Source organism: Amycolatopsis sp. CA-230715, assembly GCF_018736145.1.
In the GTDB taxonomy this organism is placed as follows: domain Bacteria; phylum Actinomycetota; class Actinomycetes; order Mycobacteriales; family Pseudonocardiaceae; genus Amycolatopsis.
Window position 1 is genome coordinate 7,534,016 of the sequence record NZ_CP059997.1, and the last position, 19,442, is coordinate 7,553,457.

Here is a 19,442-nt window from a genome sequence, read left to right on the forward strand (position 1 = left end):
CGATGATCGAAATCCGCAGGCGAACCGCGCTCGGCGGCGCGGTCGCGGGCATGGCCGCCGGTGTGCTGGCCACCCCGGCGTTCGCGTCCGCCTCGGACGGTGGCGATCTCGCGTCCGGAGTGGACTGGGCCGCCTTCCTCGGCCAGTCCGACCTGTACTGGCGGCGGCTGCCGAAGACCTGGTACGAGGGGCCGTACCTGGGAAACGGCTATCTCGGCTCGGGGATCTACGCCGAGCCGGGCCGCAACGCGATCCGGTTCAACGTCCAGCACAGCCAGGTGCAGGACCACCGGCCGGAGTTCGGCTCGCTGTTCGGGCTGGCTCGGCTGCCGATCGGGTACTTCACGCTCGAACCCGTCGGCGCGATCACCGGGATCGACTGGCGGATGGACCTGTGGAACGCCGAGCTGACCGGAACCATCACGACCGCGGCTGGCAGCATCTCACTGCGCGCGCTGATCCACAGTGGACAATCGGTGCTCGCGATCGAGACGAGGGCGACCGAAGGCGAGCTGGGTTTCCAGTGGGTGTTTCACCCGGCCGAGGCGGTCAGCCCGAGGACGGCGCCGCAATTCGGGAAGCCGCCACCGCCCGGATACACCGCGAACCCGCCCGCGTCGCTGGAAAGCAGTGGCGACTGCCGTCTCGCCGTGCAGTCGTTGCTTGGCGGTGGTGAACACGCGACCGCCTGGCGCGAGGCGCATCGGGGTTCGCGTCGCACGCTGTACGCCGCGGTCGCCTGGTCGCATCCGGAACGGACGGCAGGCGGGCGAGCGCTGCGGATGGTGCGCTCGGCGAGCGAGCCGATCGACGTGCTCGCGTTCGGGCACCGGGAATGGTGGCACGGCTACTACCGCAAGAGTTTTCTGTCCATTCCGGACCGCAGGCTGCAGGCGTTCTACTGGATCCAGCTGTACAAAGTGGCCTCGGCGGCGCGTCGCGAGGCGCCGGTGATGGCGACCTCGGGGCCGTGGCTCGAACCGACGCCGTGGCCCGCGACCTGGTGGAACCTCAACGTACAACTGGAATACTGGCTCATCCACGGTTCCAACCACCTCGAACTCGACGCGGTGAGCCACGCGCTGGACGAGTACCGGTCCAGAGTGGTCGACCAGCTCGCGGCACCGTACCGGCCCGATTCGGCGGGGATCCCGCGCACCACGGACATGACGCTGCTCAACGGGATCAGCGACGGCACCAGCGGGTACGCGGTGGGCGTGCCGGGCAAGGACTCGCCGACCCCGGAGGTCGGAAACCTGACCTGGGCGCTGCACAACGTGTGGCTGTCCTATCGGCACACCATGGACCGGCGGCTGCTGCGCGACACCCTGTTCCCGTTGCTGCGCCGGGCGATCAACTACTACCTGCACTTCCTGGCACCGGGCGCGGACGGGAAGCTGCACCTGCCCGCGACCTTCTCACCCGAGTACGGCGTGAACGCGCCGGACTGCAACTACGACCTGTCGCTCATCCGGTGGGGCTGCCGGACGCTCCTGGAAGCCGTGCGGGAACTGCGGATCGGTGACCCGCTCGCCCCGCGCTGGCGTGCGGTGCTCGACACGCTCGTCGACTACCCGGTCGACGAAAACGGCTACATGATCGGCGCCGGGGTGCCGTTCGCGAAGTCGCACCGGCACTATTCGCACCTGCTGCAGGTGTACCCGTTGTACGAGATCACCTGGGAGCGCCCGGAATTCCGCGGCCTGATCGAGAAATCCCTCAACCACTGGGTCAGTTTCGAGGGCGCGTTGCAGGGTTACACGTTCACCGGTGCGGCGTCGATGTCCGCGCAGATGTTGCGCGGCGACAAGGCCGAGTTCTACCTCGGCGAGCTGCAGCGCCGGTTCATCCAGCCGAACACGATGTACAAGGAATCGGGCCCGGTCATCGAAACCCCGTTGTCGGCGGCGCAGTCGGTGCACGACATGCTGTGCCAGAGCTGGGGCGGGGTGCTCCGGCTGTTCCCCGCCGTGCCGTCGAGCTGGGGCGATATCGCGGTGCAGGACTTCCGCGCGCAGGGCGCGTTCCTGATCAGCGCGTCGAGGCAGGGCGGGAAGACCCGATGGCTGCGCATTCGCAGCGAGGCGGGCGAACCGTGCGTGGTGCGCCCAGGTATCGAAGGGGAGTTGGCGGTCCGCGACCGCGGGGGGAGGTCGATCCGGTCGCACCGCCTGCCGAACGGCGATCTGCGGATCGACCTGCGGCGCGGCGACGAGGCGTTCGTGCACCGCGCGGGCGACCGGCCGGACTTCCACGTCGGTCCCGTGCCCGCGAACGGAACCTCCGCGCCGTGGGGCCTGCCCGCCTAGGCCGAACGACCCGGAACCGTTGTCGCAGCGGGCAAACTCCGCGGTTCGCGATCGCCAGTGTCACGCTCGCGCGCTTACCGTGTCGGCGGATCATCCACCGCCGAAATCCAGGAGCCTTGACGATGCCCGAGTCGCTGCGCCAGTTCGAAACGTTGACTGAGCCGGTGATTTCGCCGTCGGGCGAGTGGGCCCTGCGCTACCACGCCGACGGCCGCGCGGAGATCAGCGACCGGGTTGGCACGGCTACCTGGACGGCGGGAGCGGTGGGCACCCTCCGCCTCGAAATGGAGAGTGTTTTCGCGGTCTACCAAGGCGATGAGGTCGTGTGGCGCGCCGACTTGCCCAAGCTCGACTACTCGTCGGTGCGGGTGACCGACGACGGGGATTGCGTGATCTACGACGAAGGGCTCCCGCGGTACAGCCTGCGGCACGGTCCGTTCGAACCGGTGTCACTGGGCAACAGGGCGCCCGTGGCGGACATCCAGGGCAGCCGTTTCCTCGAATCGGAAAACGGCAAGCGCACCGTGAACCGCAGTGCCGACGGGAGCGGACTCGTCTGCAAGACGCGGTTCGGCCTCGGCACCGGCAGCATCGTCGTCGTGCAGCCCGAGGAGGTCCGCGCACTCGAACAACCCGATACCTGGCTGACTTGGCGCTTCGACGAAACCGGTTCGGGTAACTGGTCGCTGGTGCTGGTCGGGCCCGGCGACGAGGTCCGCTGGGAGTTCGGCAAGGGGCACGCGGACGCCAACGGCGACTTCCCGGATGCGGAGCCCGTGGATCTCGACGAGCCCGGTGACGGCCCGGACTGGCTTGTCGCGCTGCGGGCGGAATCGGCGTACTGCGTGACGGTGATCCACGATGTCGACCCGGACGAGGCGCTGCGCCGGTTCGGGGCGGAGGACGAGCAGATCTGGACCGCGACGTGGACGCAGCTGTGGCAGCGGGTCAACTACGAAGAGTCCTATATGGACTCCAACGTGGTGGCGGCGTTCGCGATGGGCCCGCACACCCTGCTCGTCGAGGACAACGGATACGAGGCAGTAGATCGCCCGGACCTGTCCCGCGGTACGTTCGCGGTTTCGTCCTACTGCAGCATCAACGCCGACCACCGGTTCTCGGTGAGCCGGGGCGGTGAGACTCTCGCGCACTTCACGGACTTCTTCGCGAGCGACGCCGAAGGCGCCGATCCGGACGTGTTGACCGCGGCGCTCGCCAGGATGGGCATCGACGACATCGAGGAATTCGACTCCGACGACGACAACTTCCTGGCGGACCTGGAACTGCTCTGCCACCTCACGGATGTCTGGCCCGAGGTCGACGACGTCACGGGCCCCGCGCGGGTGGCGATCCTGCCCCGAGATGTCTACTAGGGCCTGTGTCAAAGTGCTTTGCGTGGCGGTGCGGGTGGCGGTGCCGGTTGATGGCCCACTCAAGTGGCTACGCCACTTCGATACAGACTCTAGGGCCGGGGAGTCGGCTCGCCGAGGAACACCTGATCCTCGGCCAGGTAGAACTCGCTGCGGCTCATGTCGATGAACCGCGCCTCGTCGGGCCGGATCGTTTCGAGGTAGTCCTTCGAGGTCATCAGTTCCTGGATGCCGCTCGTGTCGTCGAACCACTGGCGCACCACGGCGTCGAAGGTCGTGTCCGCCACCCCCGGCACACCGAAGGATTGCGGGTGGTCCACGGTGTACCGGCGCACGACGCGCCGCACCGTCTCCATCGAGACGAACAACGGCGCGTGGGTTTCGCGGTGGTGCTCAACGAACTCTTCGCGGGACAGCTCGGGCAGGCGTCGCAGCAAACTCACCAGGATGATCACGCTCCCGAGCGTAACCGCCACGTCGAACGAAAGCACTGGTCTACGGCTAATCGCCAACTTCGTCCGATGTGGATGGTCGGGGAGCGCGCAGTTGCAGGCCCGCGTCCTCCTCCAAGAGCGCGACGGCGAGCAGTTCCCCGTCTGCTGGGCCGTACCGGGCGAGAGCGCGTTGGTGGACACGAGCCACCACATCGGACAGTGCGAAAGGAGTCCCGTGGTCATGGGCGAGCTCGGTCAGCGCGGTCAGCTCCTCGCAGACCCGGTCCAAGCCGAAGGAACGCAGGTAGTCGCCGGCGAACAGGGCGTCGAGATCGTGGTGCAGGAAGCTGCCCGCGGCCGCGCTGTCGCGCAGGACGTCGCGCAGCACGCCGAGGTCGAGGCCCGCGCTCTTGCCCAGCAGCAGCGCCTCGGCGGTCGCCACCGCTTGCCCGAACCACAGCAGGTTCACCAGCAGTTTGGCGGTGTACCCGTGACCGTGTCCGCCGACCAGGGCGATCCGGTCCGGGTCTCCCAGCACTTCCAGCAGCGGCCGGAGCCGGTCGACCAGGTCGGCTTCCCCGCCGATGAACAGCTTGAGGCTGCCGTCCCGCGACTCGGCAGGTCCGCCGCCCACCGGCGCCTCCAGAACCCGCACCCCTCGCGCCAGCAGCCGCTCACGGATCGGTCGCACGACCTCCGGCGAGTTGCTCGTCATGTCCACCCACACCGACTTCGGCGGCAGGGCCTCGGCGACACCGCCTCGCAGCATCAGGTCCCGCACCTCCGGCGGCCCTGGCAACATTGTGATGAACACATCCGCGGTGGCGGCGACTTCCCCGGGGTCAGGGGACCACCGCGCACCACAGGCGATCGCCGCTTCCCGCTGTTCGGCTCGTACGTCGCAGGCGGTCACCTCGTGGCCGGCCTTCACCAGGTTCGCGCACATCGGGAGGCCCATCCGGCCGATACCGGCAAATCCGATCCGAGACACCCCGCCGAGACTAGCCCCGCGACAGGCCGAACTCGACCGTTCGCCCCAGGGCTCGACCCGTCTTTCCGGCGCGGGGCGCTATGCCGGACGTTCGCCGATGAGGAGGGTGAGCAGTTCGGCGAACAGGCCGTCCGGGACGGCGCCGGGTTCGATCCCGCGTTCCACGGCGAGGCCGTTGGACAGTGCGAGCATCGCGACGGCGAGGTGTTCGGCAGGGAGGGGAAGGGTGATTTCGCGCAGTTCCGCGATGTGGCGGATCGCGTTCGAAATGGCTTCGCGCAAGGCGTTCCGCCGTTCGGCGAGGCCGGTGCGGAGTTCGGGGTCGTGCATGGCGAGGCCCCAGTATTCGAGCAGCAGGCGGTGCCACGTCGCGTCCGAGCTGATGCCGTGCAGCAGCCGCGCGCCCGCTTCGCTGGTGGCGTCGCCGAGGTCGGCGATCTCGTCGAACACCCCGGTCGCGTGGGCCATTCGGTCCACGATGTGCTCCTCCATGATGGTGAGCACCAGTTCGTCCTTGCTGTCGAAGCTCGAATACACCGCGCCCTTGGTCAGGCCCGCGGTGCTCGCGATGTCGTTGAGCGAGGTGGCGGCGATACCGCGTTCGGCGAACACGGCGGCCGCGGCGTCCAGGATCTGGCGACGGGTCTGCGCCTTCGTGGGGCGCCGTCGGTCTGCGGGCATGACACGAAACGCTACCCCGTGCGCCATGATGTGGCGTGGACTTCGAGCCGTACCGGGGTGAACTGGTGGCCTACTGCTACCGGATGCTGGGTTCCTTTCACGACGCCGAGGACCTGGTGCAGGAGATCATGCTGCGGGCGTGGAAGGCGCGCGAGCGGTATGACGAGGCGCGCGCGTCGGTCCGGACGTGGCTGTACCGCATCGCGACGAACGTGTGCCTGACCGCGCTGGAGGGGCGGGCCCGGCGCGCGCTGCCGTCCGGGCTGTGCGCGCGCAGCGACGATCCCGGTGCGCCGTTGACACCCGCGCTCGACATCCCTTGGCTGCAACCCTTTCCCGACGCGCGGTTCGACGTCGAGGCGCGGGCGGATCTCCGGCTCGCGCTGGTGGCGGCGATGCAGGTCCTGCCGCCGCGGCAGCGCGCCGTGCTGGTGCTGCGCGACGTGCTGGAGTTCAGCGCCGCCGAAGTCGCCGAGCAGCTCGGCACCACGGTCGCGTCGGTAACCAGCGCGTTGCAGCGCGCGAGGACCGCGCTCCCGAACGCGGGCGAGGTGAGCGAGCCGGACGACCCCGGCACCCGCGAGGCGCTCCACCGCTACCTCCGGGCGTTCGAGGCCGCCGACGTGCCGGGGCTGGTCCGGCTGCTCACCGAAGACGCCGTCCTGGAGATGCCGCCGGTGCCGCTGTGGTACCGGGGAAGCCGCGATTACGGCCGGTTCATGGATCGCGTGTTCGCGATGCGCGGCACGGCATGGCGGATGCGGAACCTGACCGCCAACGGGCAGCCCGCGCTCGCCGCGTACGCACCGGACGCCGACGGGCTCCGGCTGCACACCCTGCAGGTCTTCACGGTCGTCGGGGGACGGGTCGCGCACAACGTCGTGTTCGCCGATCCCCGCGTGTTCTCCGCCTTCGACCTGCCGGAACGGATTTCTTCGGAGAATTTTCGCGGCGACCGATGAGTCCGGCCGGTGCCGCCGGTATGTACCGGTGAACCATCGACCGAGAGGACATCACCATGAGCGTCACCGTCATCGAATTCGCCACCATCGACGGCATCGTGTCGGACCCCGACGGGTCCGCGGGCACTCCGAACGGCGGCTGGGCCTTCCGGCACGGACCCGCGACGGTCGCCGGGGACAAGTTCAAGCTCGGCAGCCTCCTCGACGACGGGGTCATGCTGCTGGGCCGCGAGACCTGGCAGCTGTTTTCGAAGCTGTGGCCCGGCCGCGACGACCCGTTCTCCGCGCGCATGAACGCGATGCCGAAGCTCGTCGCGTCCCGCACCCTGACCGACGTGTCGGCGTGGCCGAATTCGGCGGTCCTCACCGGCGGTCTCGCCGAGGCCGTCAAGGCGGAGCAGCGGGACATCGTGATCACCGGCAGCCTGAGCGTCGTGCACACGCTGATGGCCGAGGATCTCGTCGACGAGTACCGGCTGCTCGTGTTCCCCACGGTCCTCGGCAGCGGTGAACGGCTTTTCCCCGAGGGCACCGCGCCGAAGTTCCTGGAGTGCGTTTCCGCCGAGCAGGCCGGAGCGGCGGTACTGACCCGGTACGGAAGGGCGGCTTGAGCCGCGCCGACCGTTCGAGGGAGAAACCTTGACTGTGATCCAGGACACCTGGTACTCAAGAGTATCCAATACCACTCGGTATCGAGTTGGAGGTTGCGATGTCCGCACCGTCGCGGCGCACCCGGAAACGATGGAAGCGGGTCCTTCCCGCGCTGTTCGCCTGTCTGCTCGCCACGGGGGTCGCCACACCCGCTGCGGCGGATCCGCTGCCCCCGAACCCGCGTGACGATCCGTTCTACGCCCAGCCGAGCCCGTTCCCGGACGCCCCGCCGGGCACCATCCTCGACGCGCGGCCGAGCACGGTGCGGGCGCTGACCATCCCGTTGCCGTTCCGGGCCTGGCAGGTGAAGTACAAATCCACCGACACCAAGGGAAAGCCGATCGCGGACGTGGCCACGATCATCCAGCCACTCGGCCCGCCACCCGCGGGCGGACGCAAGCTGGTGTCGTACCAGACCGCGCAGGACGGCCTGACCACGGACTGCGCGCCGTCCTACTCGATGGCGACGGGGCTCAACGTGCCCGCCGTCGAGCAGGCCGCGTTCGCGCCGCTGCTGATGGCGGGGCACACCGTCGTGACGGCCGACTACGAGGGCCCGGACTCGCAGTGGACGGCGGCGATCAACACCGGGCACGGCGTGCTCGACGGGATCCGCGCGGCGCAGAACTTCGCGCCCGCCGGGCTCGCCGGACCGGAGACGCCGACCGTGCTGTGGGGCTATTCGGGTGGCGCGCTGGCGAGTTCGTGGGCGAACGAGCTCCAGCCGAGCTACGCGCCGGAGCTGAAGTTCGCCGGGGTCGCCGCGGGCGGGGTGCCCGCGGATCTCGGCTACGTGGCGCGCAAGATCGACGGCACCGCACTGTCCGGTGTGTACTTCGGCGCCGCGGTCGGACTGTCGCGAGCGTATCCGGAGATCGACACCGACAAGTTGTTGAACGCCAAGGGAAAGGCGGCCTTCGAGCAGATCGGCAAGGGGTGCATCGCGCAGTTCTCGGTGGCCTACGCCTTCCAGCGCATGCGCGACTACGTCACCGTGCCGGAGCTGCTGGACGTGCCCTCGGTCCAGAAGGTGATCAAGGAGGTCACCATGGGGCAGCGCAAACCGGGCGCGCCGATCTACTACTACCAGGGCATTCGCGACGAGCTGACGCCGAGCCCGCCGGTGGACGCACTGGTGAAGAACTACTGCGGCAAGGGCGTTCCGGTGCAGTACCAGCGCTACCTGCTCGGTGAGCACGTGACGATCGCGGTCACCGGGATCCCCGGCGCACTGTCCTATCTGAACGACCGGCTCGCCGGGAAGCCCGCACCCAGCAACTGCTGACCCGAAACCGTCCGATGTGGAGCTTCGAGCAAGCTCCACATCGGACGGTTTGCTCAGAGCGGGTTCGGCGAGCCGAGCGGCGCGCTGCAGAACGGGCCGCCAACGTAGTTCGCGTCCGCGGACGGGGAACCGGTCACCTCTTCCGCGTACTTCTCGGCGTTGTCGAGCGAGCGGTACCCCAGTTCCTCGGCTTCGGCGAGCGAGTAGATCCGGCGCGTGTTGTCCGAGACGCCCCAAATCAGCCGGTACCCCGGCGACGGGTGGTCGAGGCACGCTTCGAACAGCCGCGCGCCGTCGTCGGGGGAGAGCCACGTGGTCAGCCCGCGTTCGCCGAGCTTGTGCGGGGTTTCGAAGCACGAGCCGATCCTGATCACGATCACGTCCATGCCGAACCGCGAGTGGTACAGGCTGCCGAGCGCTTCGATGGCGGCCTTGCTGACGCCGTAGTAGGTGTCCGGGCGCGGGGTCGAGTCGGCGGGCAAGCCGTGCTCGCCCGCTTCGTCGACGGTGCGGAAACCGACGGAATGGTTGCTGGAAGCCAGGATCACGCGCTTGATCCCGGCCGCGCGCGCCGCGTCGAGCACGATCTGCGTGCCGTTGATGTTGACGTCGAGCGTGGCTTTCCAGGTGTTTTCGCGGCTGTGCCCGCCGAGGTGGATGAGCGCGTCGACGCCTTCGCATGCCTTCGCTATCGCGTCGGCGTCGGTGACCGAAGCGGTGACGAGTTCGACGGCCTCGCCGTCGGCGGCGGGCGGTAGCTCGGCGACGTCCAGCAGGCGGAGCACTCGCCCGTCGCGGCGCAGCCGGGGCCGCATCAGCGTGCCGACGACGCCTGCCGCGCCGGTGATCAGGACGCGCTGGTCTGCCATGGGGTCCTCTTTCTGGTGGGGGAAGGGAACTACCGGATTCCGGCGCGGCGCAGCCGCTGGCCGAGTTCGGCGGTGGTCTCGGCGAGCAGTTCGCCCACGCGCAGCGCGTCGGCGTCGCTCACCTGGTCGGCCTGCATCGAGCAGCTCATCGCGTCGGTGCCGGGGATGCGGTAGGGGATCACCGCGGCGACGCAGCGGACGCCGGGGGTGCCTTCCTCCACTTCGGACGCGAACCCGCGCTCCCTGATCTCGGCGCACTGCTCGTGCAGCTCGCCGAGATCGGTGACGGTGTTCGGGGTCAGCGCGGGCAGCGGGGACGGCAGCAGCGCGGTGATCTCGTCGTGGGTCAGCTCGGCCAGCAGCGCCTTGCCGAGCGCCGTCGCGTGCGTGGGCAGCGTGCGCCCCACGCGGGACACGAGATGCGTCGAGCGGCGGGATTCGCGCGTCTCCAGGTACACCACCTCGGTGCCGTTGCGCCGCGCGTAGTGCGCGGTGAACCCGGTCTGCTCGCGAACCTGCTCCAGCGCCTCGGTGGCGTAGGGGACGATCGGGTCGCGGTCGAGGTACGCGGTACCGCAGATGAGCGCGCGCACGCCGAGCTTGTACTTGGTGGTCGAGCTGTCGGATTCGAGCCAGCCCGCCTCGTGCAGGGTGCGCAGCAGGCCGTGCAGGCTCGATCGCGGGAAGCCGGTGCGGGCGTGCAGATCGGACAGCGACAGCCAGACGTCGTTGGCCGCGAAGGTTTCGAGCAGCTCGATCGCGCGGCGCGCGGACTTGACGCCGGAGGGCTCGGTGCCGCTCACGGTGACCGCTTCAGTGTCCTCTGCCATCGAAGAGCGCTGTGTCATCGGAGAACCTCCAGCTGAATTCCGTGTCCGACTTGTGCCTTACGGGTGCGCCGAACGGCCGTTGACACGTGACTTGGGCCATATTAGCGTCCCCGAACAACGTTCTTGTAGGCGAACATAATCACTATAACAGATCCCGTTCATGAATATGAACAAGGAAGGGGTCCCGCGGTGCACGTACTCGACTGGACGATGGTGTGCGGTTACTTCCTGCTGATGATCGTCATCGGGGTGTGGTCCCACCGGCGCGTCAACAACGTCAGCGACTTCTTCACGGCGGGCGGCAAGATGCCGTGGTGGCTCGCCGGCATTTCGCACCACATGTCCGGGTACAGCGCGGTGCTCTTCGTCGCGTACGCGGGCGTGGCGTACACCGACGGCGTCACCGTGTACTTCTGGGGCTTCGCCAGCATCGGCATCGGCGTCGGGATCGGCAGCTGGCTGTTCGCGGGCCGCTGGAACCGGCTGCGCTCGAAGCTCGGCGTCGCGTCCCCGTTGGAATACCTGGCGAAGCGGTACAACGTGCCCACGCAGCAGGCGCTCGCCTGGAGCGGCAGCCTGCTCAAGATCTTCGACATCGCGGCGAAGTGGTACGCCGTCGCGACGCTGCTGCACGTGTTCGCCGGTGTCGACTACAACTGGGGCATCCTGATCACCGGCACCGTGACGCTGGTCTACTGCACGGTCGGCGGGCTGTGGGCCGACGCGCTGACGGACTTCGGCCAGTTCGTGATCCAGGCCGTCGCGGCGGTCGTGATGATCGTGGTGGTGTTCGGCAAGCTCGGCGGGATCTCCGCGCTGTGGACGATGTGGGACAAGCTGCCCTCGAACCACCTCAACCCGACGACTTCCAAGTACACCACCATCTTCCTGCTGGTCTACGTGCTGGTGAAGACGCTGGAGTACAACGGCGGTATGTGGAACCTGGCGCAGCGCTACATGGCGGCGCCGAGCACGGCCGAGGCGAGGCGCGGCGCGCGGCTTTCGTCGCTGCTGTACCTGTTCTGGCCGATCGTGCTGATGCTGCCGATGTTCGCCGCGCCGCTGCTCATCCCCGGCGTGAAGAATCCCAACGACTCGTACGCGATCATGACCACCACGTTCCTGCCGCCCGGCCTCGTCGGCCTCGTGCTCGCGGGCATCTTCTCGCACACCATGGCGATGGTTTCCTCCGACGCCAACGCGATCTCCGCGGTGATCACGCGCGACATGATGCCGGTGCTGTGGCGCAAGGCGCGCGCGTTCACCGAGGTGCAGGGCCTGCGCGCGGCGCGGATCACCACCATCGTGTTCGTCGCGATCACCATGTTCGTCGCCACCCAGGCCGAGGGCCTCGGCGGCGTGCTGCAGATCGTGGTCAACTGGGTCGCCGCGCTGATGGGCCCGATCTCGATCCCGCTGCTGCTCGGCATGCTGCCGTGGTTCCGCCGCTGCGGTTCGCGCGCCGCGCTGGTGTCCTGGGCTGGCGGCCTGATCGCGTACGCCTTGGTCTACTACGTGTTCGACGCGAACCAGACGACGCTGATCGCCACGCCGATCCTGGTTTCGCTGGTGCTGTACACCGGCCTCGGCTGGCTGGCACCGGAACGCGCGGAGACCACCGACCGGATCGTCGATGCCGTCAACACCAGGAGTTCCGCGTCGTCTCGGGCGCCCGAGGAGGGCGAGGCGGTGCGTGCATGAAACGCGACCAGTACCAGGTCGTGAACCGACGAGGACGAAAGAGCTGAATACATGAGCCAGCCCAAGATCGAGCTGGATGGCCTGCTCGCCTTCCCGCTCACCCCGTTCACCGATGATCTCGAGCTGAACCTCGACGCCTTCGCGCACCACGTCGAGGCTCATGTGGACGCGGGTGCCGGCGCGTTGTTCGTGGCGTGCGGGACCGGGGAGTTCAGCTCGCTCTCGCCGGACGAAATCGCCGCGCTGCTGCGCACGGCGAAGGACGTCGTCGACGGGAGGGTACCGATCTGGCTGGGCGCCGGCGGTGGCGCGGCGACGGCGCGAGCGGGCATCGCCGCGGCCGAGGCCGGTGGCGCGGACGGGGTGCTGCTGCTCCCGCCGTACCTGGTGACGGGGCCGCCCGCGGGGCTCGTCGACCACGTGCGGTTCGCGGTGCGGGGCAGCGGGATCCCGGTCATCGTGTACCACCGTTCGACGGGCGTGTTCACCGCGAACGCGGCGCGGGAACTGCTGGAGATCCCGTCAGTGGTCGGGCTGAAGGACGGGTTCGGCGACGTCGACCTGATGACCAGGATCGTCACCGCGATCAGGGCGGACGGATCCGACCGGGCGAAGGAGTTCTTGTTCTTCAACGGGTTGCCGACCGCGGAGATGTCGGCGAAGGCGTACGCGTCGATCGGGGTCGCCAGGTACTCCTCCGCGGTGCACTGCTTCGCGCCGGAGATCGCGCACCGGTTCCACCGCGCACTGTCCGAAGGGGACAGTGCCGTGATGGACGCGCTGCTGGACGGGTTCTACCTGCCGCTCGTGCAGCTGCGCGACGAAACGCCGGGCTTCGCGGTGTCGCTGGTGAAGGCGGCGGCGCGGCTGCGCGGGCACAAGGTCGGCGGCGTGCGCCCGCCGTTGACCGAACCGTCGGCGGATCAGCTCAACCGGCTCGAAGCGCTGCTCGACCGCGGCGCGTCGGTCCTCGCCGGGCTCGGTGACGGCAAGTGAAGATCACCGAGATCGTGCTGACCCCGGTGGCGTTCAGCGATCCGCCGCTGCTCAACGCGATGGGGGTGCACGAACCGTTCGCGTTGCGCGGTGTGCTGGAGCTGGTGTGCGAGGACGGCGTCATCGGGCTCGGCGAGTCCTACGGCGATCTCGCGTTCCTCGACCAGGTGCGCAAGGTGATCCCCGTGCTGCCCGGCCTGGACGTGTTCGATCTTCCGGAACTGCGTCGCCGCGTGGCGCGCACGCTCGGCGAGGCCGTCTTCGCCGACGAGCACGGCCTCACCGGCGGGTTCTCGGTCAGCAAGACCCTTGCCAGTGTCTATTCGCTGTTCGAGGTCGCCGCGCTCGACGCGCAGGGCCGGTACCTCGGGCGTCCGGTGGTGGACCTCCTCGGCGGCCGCGCCAGGGACGCTGTCGACTTCTCGGCATATCTGTTCTACAAGTACGGCGCGCACGTCGGCGCCGCGGAGGACTCGTGGGGCGAGGTGCTGACCCCCGAGGCGCTCGTGGGCGAAGCGCGTCGCATGGTCGACGAGTACGGTTTCGGCTCCATCAAGCTCAAAGGCGGCGCGCTGCCGCCGGAGCAGGAGGTCGACGGCGTGCTGGCGCTGTCGGAGGCGTTCGGATCGCATCCGCTGCGCATCGACCCGAACGCCGCGTGGACACCGGAAACCTCGTTCGGGGTGGCCGAGAAACTCGACGGGGTGCTCGAATACCTGGAAGATCCGACGCCCGGGGTCGAAGGCATGGCGCGCGTGGCCGAGCGCGCTTCCATGCCGCTGGCCACCAACATGTGCGTGGTGCGCTTCGCCGACGTGGCACCGGCGTTCCGGGTGGGCGCGGTCGGTGTGGTGCTCTCCGACCACCACTTCTGGGGCGGTCTCCGTGACACGCAAGCGCTTTCGGTGACGTGCGAGACGTTCGGCGTCGGATTGTCGATGCACTCCAACAGTCATCTCGGGATCAGCTTGGCCGCGATGGTGCACGTCGCCGCGGCGACCCCGCACCTGACCTACGCGTGCGACACGCACTGGCCGTGGAAGACCGCGGACGTGATCGAGCCCGGTGTGCTGGAGTTCCGCGAGGGCGCGGTCGCGGTGCCGGACGGGCCGGGACTCGGGGTCACCCTCGACCGCGACGCGCTGGCGAAGGCGCACGAAGACTACGTCCGATGTGGACAGACCAAACGGGACGACGTGACCTACATGCGCCGGTACGTACCGGACTTCGAACCCAACACGGCACGGTGGTGAGCATGCGGGTCACCGGATACGCCTACCCGTGGGACGTGCTCGACGCCCCCGGCTTCGCCGAACGCGCGCTCGAACTCGGCGTCGACGAGGTCGCGGTGGCGGTCTCGTACCACACGACCAGGGCCGCGACCCCGTACGCGCCCGACCGGAGCGCGGTGCTCGCCAGGCACGCCGCGCTCTACCGTCCCACGCGCGACCAGGTGTGGGAAGGCGCGCGGCTGCGGCCGGGCACCCCGGACTGGGTCGACCGCGAGGACAGCGCGGGCGGTGCCGTGGCCGCGCTCCGCGACGCTGGGATCTCGACCGCGGCCTGGGTCGTGTTGACGCACAACTCCAAGCTGGGCACCGAGTTCCCGGATGTCGCGGTGCGCAACTGCTTCGGTGAGAGCTACCCGTGGGCGTTGTGCCCGGCACAGGAGGAAGTGCGCGCCTACGCGGCGACGCTCGCCGCCGAATGCGTCGCCGATCTCGACGTGGCGACGGTGATCCTGGAGGCCTGCGGCCAGCTCGGCGCGGTGCACCAGTGCCACCACGAGAAGACCGATGCCGTGTGGGCACCGGCGACGGCCCGGCTGCTTTCGGTGTGCTGCTGCGCGCTGTGCCGTCGCTTGTGGACCGACGCCGGTCTCGAACCCGGCGAGGTCGAACGGAAGCTGCGCGCCGAGGTGCGGCGGCTGATCGAGACCGGCGATCTCGCCGCTGCCGAAGACAAGCTGCCGGGCGGGCTGCGCGACGCGCTGCTGTCCGCCCGGCAGCGCTCCACCGACGACCTCCGTCGCGAGGTACTGGCGGCGATCGGCGGTGGCAGGCGGATCGTGCTGCACGGCGCGGTGGATCCGTGGGTCACCGGCGCGCTGCCCGGTCTCACGCCATCGGCCGCCGACGACGTCGATGCGGTGGTGCTGCAGAACTGGGCACCCGGCAAGGCGAGCCTCGACGCGGTCTCGACCGCGCGCGCCGAGCTTCCGTCCACTGTGGACATCGGAAGTTACGTCACGGCGGTGGGGGCGAGCCCGGTGCCCGATATCGAGGCATACGTGAGCGAGCTCGGCAAGGCCGGTGCCGCCGAGCTGCACCTGTACCATCTCGGACTCGCGGGGCCCGGCCGCCGTGCCGACCTGCACGCCGCCGTCGGTGGTGCGCGAAACGTTGTCTAGCAAGGGGTTTTGATGACTGAGGAGACAAAGGCGAGCGAGCTGGACCGGATCGTGGCGGCCGCGGTGACCGCGGCGGCCGCGCTGGCCGTGAGCACGCCCGCCGAGCGCGCGGCGTGGCTGGCCGCCGGTGCCGACGCGCTCGACGCGGCCGCCGACGAGCTGATCCCGCTCGCGGCCGCGGAGACCCACCTGCCCGCGGCACCGAGGCTGAAGGGCGAGCTGGCGAGGACGACGTTCCAACTGCGTCTGTTCGGCGAGGTGCTGCGCGACGGCGCGTTCCTCGGAGCCGCCATCGACCACGCCGATCCGGAGTGGCCGATGGGACCGAGGCCGGACATCCGCAGGGCGAACGTGCCGATCGGGCCGACCGTGGTGTTCGCGGCGAGCAACTTCCCGTTCGCCTTCAGCGTCGCCGGTGGCGACACCGCCTCCGCGCTGGCCGCGGGCTGCCCGGTGGTGCTGAAAGCGCACCCCGGACATCCCGAACTGTCCACACGAACCGGTGAACTGCTGCGCGACGCGCTGGTGAAGGCCGGTGCGCCCGAGGGCGTGTTCGAGGTGGTGCACGGTGTCGACGCCGGGGTCGCCGTGTTGAAGGACCCGCGCATCCAGGCCGCCGCGTTCACCGGCTCGGTCCCCGGCGGGCGCGCGCTGTTCGACATCGCGGCGGCGCGGCCGAACCCGATCCCGTTCTACGGCGAACTCGGCAGCGTCAACCCCGTTGTCGTGGCGCCGGGGGCGATCGCGGCGCGCGGGGAGCAGATCGCCAAGGGGTACGTCGGATCGTTCACGCTCGGCGCTGGCCAGTTCTGCACCAAACCGGGGTTGCTGTTCCTGCCGGAGGGCCACGGGCTGGACGACGCGCTGCGCGAGGCCGTCGGCGCCACTTCGGCCCAGCCGATGCTGAACGAGCGCATCGCGACCGGGTTCGCGTCCGGGTTGGCGAAACTGCGCGCGCTGCCTGGTGTCTCGGTGCTGGCGTCGCCGGAATCGGACGGTCCCGATGTCGCCGCTACCTTGCTCTCCACGACCGCGAAGGCGTTCGCGGACGGCGGTGAGACCGCGCGGTCGGAATGCTTCGGGCCCGCTTCGCTGATCGTCACCTACGCGGACGCGGACGAGTTGCTCGCGCTGCTCGGCGAGCTCGAACCGGGACTGACCGCGACGGTGCACGGCGAGGAGTCCGATGTGGACTACGTCCGGCCACTGCTGCCCGCGCTGACCAGGCTGGCCGGGCGGCTGCTGTGGAACGACTGGCCGACCGGGGTGACGGTCAGCTGGGCGCAGCAGCACGGCGGGCCGTACCCCGCGACCACCGCGCCGACCACCACCTCGGTGGGCACCGCCGCGATCGAGCGGTTCCTGCGCCCCGTCGCCTGGCAGGGCTTCCCCGAGGCGCTGCTGCCGCCCCCGCTGCGGGACGACAACCCGTGGCGGCTGCCCCGCCGCACCGACGGTACCGCCGAACTGAACTGACCTAGTCCTGACCCGCCGCCGCTTCGGAATCCCTTTCCCCGCCGAGAGGAACGACAATGCCGTTGAACCGAAGGGCGATGCTGCGCGGCAGCGCGGTGGCCGCGGCCACGATCGCCGTCAGCACCGGATCCGCGACGGCGTTCGCGGCCGGTGCGCCCTCTGACGACTTCGCGAAGATCGTCGCCGGATACCGGGCGTTGCAGATCGGCACCGGTCGCCGGTCGAAGGAGCGCGACCAGGCGGTGCGCGCGCTCGACGAGGTGGCCACCGGGTACGACGCCTCGATGAACGCCGGCGCGGACCAGCTGTGGGCGGATCTCCCCGTGCAGCCGGGCAGCGACTTCTTTCCGAAGATGTACTACCGGCTGCGCACGATCGCTGTCGACTGGGCGACTCCCGGATCGGCGCTGTCCGCGAAGCCCGGCGAGGCGGATCGGATCAAGTCCGCTTTGGACACCCTGTACCGCTTGCAGTACAACGAAAAGGTCGCCGAAAAAGGCAACTGGTACGTGTACGAGATCGGCGTGCCGTACTGGTTGCTGCAAATCCTGCTGGCACTCGGCGACGAGCTGCCCGCGGCGGACCGTGAGCGGTACCTGCGCCCGGTGCTGCGGTTCGTGGCGGATCCGAACGTCAGGGCGAACAACCCGAGCGTGATCGAGACGGGCGCGAACCGCGCGGACAAGGCACTGATCGCGGTGGTGTCGGGTGCGATGCTCGGCGACGAGAAGCGCGTCCGGCTCGGGATCGACGCGGTGACCGATGTGGCGGGCGGCGGTGCGGCGAGCCTGGTGAAGCGGGTGACCCGCGGCGACGGTTTCCACACCGACGGCTCGTTCCTCCAGCACGAGGTGGTGCCCTATCCGGGGCACTACGCGCTCGTGCTGCTGCAGGCGGCGGCCAGCCTGCTGGAAATCACCTCGGGCACGGCGTGGGAACTTCCACTGCCGGTGCGGCAACAGGTCTACGACGTGCTGCCCGATGCCTGCGCGCCGTTCATGTTCTCCGGGTACATGATGGAACCCGCGCGTGGCCGCATGCTGTCCCGTCAGGGCGAGACCGGCCACGACGCGGGGCATCAGCTCACCGCGGCCGCGGTGCTGCTCGCGCGCACCGCGCCCGATCCCGCGAAGTCGCGTCTCGCCGGGCTCGCCGCGGATTGGATCGATCGCGGCAAGTGGGCACCCTTCCTCGATGTCCGTGACGTGCAACGGTTTTCGGGTGGTCTGCAACCGGTCGGCGTCCCCGAGGTCGAGTACGCGCAGGAGCTACTGGCCACCGGTCCGAAGCGCCCGCCGCTGGTGCCCCGGCACCGGATCTTCGCGCAGCAGGATCGCATGGTCCACGTGACGCGGGACTGGTCGGCTTCCCTCGGCGTCAGTTCGGCCCGGATCTGCCGGTACGAATCGGTCAACAGTATGAATTTGCACGGCTGGTACACCGGCGACGGGGCGTTGTACGTGTTCCTGCCCGGCGCCGAAGGCCACTACAGCGATGCGTACTGGCCGACGGTGGACGCGAAGCTGATTCCCGGCACCACCGAGAAGGACTCGGACCCGCCGAAGCTGGAGCAGGTCCCGGTGACCTCGAAGGCGCATTCCGGCGGTGTCCGGCTCGACGACGAACACGGCACCTACGCACTGGACTTCGCCTCGCAGGACGGCACGCTTTCGGCGAAGAAGTCTTGGTTCTTCACCCCGTCCGGCATCGTCTGCCTAGGCGCCGGGATCACGGACGCCTCGGGCGCGAAAGTCCGCACCACGGTGGAAAACCGCAGCCTCGACCGCGGCCTGCTGCTCGCCGACGGCTGGCCAGCCGACACCCGCCTCGGCAAGACGTCGACCTTGCACCGCCCCCGCTGGCTGCACCTGGACGACGTCGCCGGGTACGTGCTGCTCGACGACGCCGAGGTCACCCTGCTGCGCGAAGACCGCACCGGCGCCTGGCACGACGTCGACACGGGCGCCAACACCGGCGGCACCACGACCCTGTACACCCGCCGCTACCAGAAGATCGTGATCGAACACGGTGCCACGCCCACGAACGCCAAGTACGCCTACGCGGTGCTGCCTTCGGCCTCGCTGGTCGGCACCATCGCCTCGGCAGGCGCGTGGCGAGTCCGCTCGAACACGCCGACGGTGCAAGCGGTCCGCCTGTGGGACAACACTCTCCTCGCGAACTTCTTCGCCGCGGGCTCGGCCGACGAGGTCTCGGTTTCGGCGCCCGCCTCTGTCGCGTTAGGACGATCGCGAGCCGGTTGGCGGCTCGCGGTGTCCGATCCGACGCAGCAGCAGGACACGATCCGGGTGACGGTACGCCGCCGGACGGTCGAAGTGAAGGTGGCCGGGACGTTGGGCGCGACGCAGGTCATTCGCTTGTAGCCGGGCGAGGATTCCGATCCGCACCGGCTCGCGGCCGGGCCGGGACAGACTGCGCCCGCGGTTCGGATGTCGGGCGCGGTCGTTCTGCTCTTCGCC

General features: G+C 69.3%; 16 protein-coding genes. 11 read left to right on the forward strand and 5 right to left on the reverse strand.

Annotated elements, in window-relative coordinates:
• The first annotated feature begins 5 nt into the window (after positions 1-5).
• Together HUW46_RS35860 and HUW46_RS35865 are read left to right on the forward strand one after the other, a co-directional pair.
• The gene (locus HUW46_RS35860; RefSeq protein WP_215550319.1) at positions 6-2,309 is read left to right on the forward strand and encodes a glycosyl hydrolase family 95 catalytic domain-containing protein; all 2,304 of its coding nucleotides are present in this window, start codon (positions 6-8) and stop codon (positions 2,307-2,309) included.
• A gap of 122 nt (positions 2,310-2,431) precedes the next feature.
• Entirely contained in the window at positions 2,432-3,682 is a 1,251-nt protein-coding gene (locus HUW46_RS35865) for a DUF6461 domain-containing protein (protein ID WP_215543157.1), read from the forward strand.
• 89 nt (positions 3,683-3,771) lie between these two features.
• Here HUW46_RS35865 and HUW46_RS35870 read toward each other — a convergent pair whose 3' ends face one another.
• The 3 genes from HUW46_RS35870 to HUW46_RS35880 form a co-directional block, all read right to left on the reverse strand.
• Complete coding sequence (locus HUW46_RS35870; RefSeq protein ID WP_215543158.1) at positions 3,772-4,134, reverse strand: EthD domain-containing protein; 363 nt, start codon at positions 4,132-4,134, stop codon at positions 3,772-3,774.
• Between the two features lie 46 nt (positions 4,135-4,180).
• A complete protein-coding gene (locus HUW46_RS35875; RefSeq protein ID WP_215543159.1) occupies positions 4,181-5,104 on the reverse strand; it encodes an NAD(P)-dependent oxidoreductase in 924 nt (307 codons plus the stop codon).
• Positions 5,105-5,182: 78 nt separating this feature from the next.
• Complete coding sequence (locus HUW46_RS35880; protein ID WP_215543160.1) at positions 5,183-5,785, reverse strand: TetR/AcrR family transcriptional regulator; 603 nt, start codon at positions 5,783-5,785, stop codon at positions 5,183-5,185.
• 83 nt (positions 5,786-5,868) lie between these two features.
• Between HUW46_RS35880 and HUW46_RS35885 the strand changes: the two genes are divergently transcribed.
• The 3 genes from HUW46_RS35885 to HUW46_RS35895 all read left to right on the forward strand — a co-directional run bounded on the left by HUW46_RS35885 (position 5,869) and on the right by HUW46_RS35895 (position 8,683).
• Positions 5,869-6,747 carry an RNA polymerase subunit sigma-70 gene (locus HUW46_RS35885; protein WP_215550320.1) on the forward strand — a complete coding sequence of 293 codons (879 nt, stop codon included), beginning with the start codon at positions 5,869-5,871 and terminating at the stop codon, positions 6,745-6,747.
• A gap of 56 nt (positions 6,748-6,803) precedes the next feature.
• Complete coding sequence (locus HUW46_RS35890) at positions 6,804-7,358, forward strand: dihydrofolate reductase family protein (RefSeq protein ID WP_215543161.1); 555 nt, start codon at positions 6,804-6,806, stop codon at positions 7,356-7,358.
• A gap of 98 nt (positions 7,359-7,456) precedes the next feature.
• The gene (locus tag HUW46_RS35895; protein ID WP_215543162.1) at positions 7,457-8,683 is read left to right on the forward strand and encodes a lipase family protein; all 1,227 of its coding nucleotides are present in this window, start codon (positions 7,457-7,459) and stop codon (positions 8,681-8,683) included.
• Between the two features lie 53 nt (positions 8,684-8,736).
• On the opposite strand, the gene HUW46_RS35900 is transcribed toward HUW46_RS35895, so the two are convergent.
• Complete coding sequence (locus HUW46_RS35900; RefSeq protein ID WP_215543163.1) at positions 8,737-9,552, reverse strand: NAD-dependent epimerase/dehydratase family protein; 816 nt, start codon at positions 9,550-9,552, stop codon at positions 8,737-8,739.
• 29 nt (positions 9,553-9,581) lie between these two features.
• The gene (locus HUW46_RS35905; RefSeq protein WP_215543164.1) at positions 9,582-10,382 is read right to left on the reverse strand and encodes an IclR family transcriptional regulator; all 801 of its coding nucleotides are present in this window, start codon (positions 10,380-10,382) and stop codon (positions 9,582-9,584) included.
• A gap of 189 nt (positions 10,383-10,571) precedes the next feature.
• Here HUW46_RS35905 and HUW46_RS35910 point away from each other — a divergent pair, with 189 nt between their 5' ends.
• From HUW46_RS35910 to HUW46_RS35935, 6 genes are read left to right on the forward strand one after another with little or no spacing between them, the layout of a single operon-like run.
• A complete protein-coding gene (locus HUW46_RS35910; RefSeq protein ID WP_215543165.1) occupies positions 10,572-12,083 on the forward strand; it encodes a sodium:solute symporter family protein in 1,512 nt (503 codons plus the stop codon).
• A 51-nt stretch (positions 12,084-12,134) separates the two neighbouring features.
• Positions 12,135-13,079: a 5-dehydro-4-deoxyglucarate dehydratase gene (locus tag HUW46_RS35915; RefSeq protein WP_215543166.1), complete on the forward strand. Its 945-nt coding sequence runs from the start codon at positions 12,135-12,137 to the stop codon at positions 13,077-13,079.
• A complete protein-coding gene (locus HUW46_RS35920) occupies positions 13,076-14,332 on the forward strand; it encodes a glucarate dehydratase family protein (RefSeq protein WP_215543167.1) in 1,257 nt (418 codons plus the stop codon). Before HUW46_RS35915 ends, HUW46_RS35920 begins: the two co-directional genes overlap by 4 nt.
• Positions 14,333-14,334: 2 nt before the next feature.
• Complete coding sequence (locus HUW46_RS35925; RefSeq protein WP_215543168.1) at positions 14,335-15,489, forward strand: hypothetical protein; 1,155 nt, start codon at positions 14,335-14,337, stop codon at positions 15,487-15,489.
• A 12-nt stretch (positions 15,490-15,501) separates the two neighbouring features.
• On the forward strand, positions 15,502-16,965 hold the full coding sequence (locus tag HUW46_RS35930; RefSeq protein WP_215543169.1) for an aldehyde dehydrogenase (NADP(+)): 1,464 nt from the start codon (positions 15,502-15,504) through the stop codon (positions 16,963-16,965).
• 56 nt (positions 16,966-17,021) lie between these two features.
• Entirely contained in the window at positions 17,022-19,346 is a 2,325-nt protein-coding gene (locus HUW46_RS35935) for a polysaccharide lyase 8 family protein (RefSeq protein ID WP_215543170.1), read from the forward strand.
• The last annotated feature ends 96 nt before the right edge of the window (positions 19,347-19,442 follow it).